Source organism: Pseudomonas sp. UFMG81 (genome assembly GCF_015354575.1).
Taxonomy (GTDB): Bacteria; Pseudomonadota; Gammaproteobacteria; order Pseudomonadales; family Pseudomonadaceae; genus Aquipseudomonas.
This window is the reverse complement of sequence record NZ_JACAFQ010000082.1, coordinates 1-620: the sequence shown is the minus strand read 5'-3', so window position 1 is coordinate 620 and position 620 is coordinate 1. Positions and strand designations below refer to the sequence as shown.

At 56.9% G+C, this 620-nt stretch carries 1 protein-coding gene; it reads left to right on the top strand.

Annotation, left to right across the window (positions count from 1 at the left end; translation table 11 throughout):
- Positions 1 to 432: 432 nt before the first annotated feature.
- The coding region (locus IX761_RS27015) for a transposase (RefSeq protein WP_194791280.1) at positions 433 to 620 on the top strand (188 nt) is incomplete at its 3' end.

The following is a 620-nucleotide window of genomic DNA, read 5'->3' as shown; positions in this document are numbered from 1 at the left end:
CACCGTAGGAGCCGGCTTGCCGGCGAATGCAATTTGATATCCAACACAATAATCAACCAGCGACAGCAGCGCCAATATAGGCACCGCCCCTAACTTCGCGACTTCAGGAGGCCGATCGGAGGGCTTGCGGAGGGAGGCGACGGGCATGGATGCCCGTCGAGCACCGATGGGCCATGGATGGCCCTTCGGTGCGTACTCCCGGGAGCACGACCGGAGTGAGGGAACCCCGAAGCGCAGCGTAGGGGCCGTATGAATGGAGCGAGCATTTTTTGGTTACTTTTTGATGCTTCAAAAAGTGACCCGCCGTAAGGGCGGAAAGGTGAATTCCGCCCTTACGGCGGCCTACTTTTTCTTGGAAAAAGTAGGCATGGGCCTGTCCCCTGACAACGGACGCCAAGAAGCGATACTTACATCGTTCTCTTGGAGGTCGCCATGTACCCACGTACTCGCCGCAACTACACCGATGAGTTCAAAACGCAAGCCGTAGCTCTAGCCGAAAGCGTTGGCAGAACTGAAGCTGCACGTCAGCTTGAGATGTCCGTCAAAACGCTCGACAACTGGGTTGATGCTACGCGTAAAGGCCTGCCGCTGAGCTCGCCCGAGCGTAAAACCATCACCAA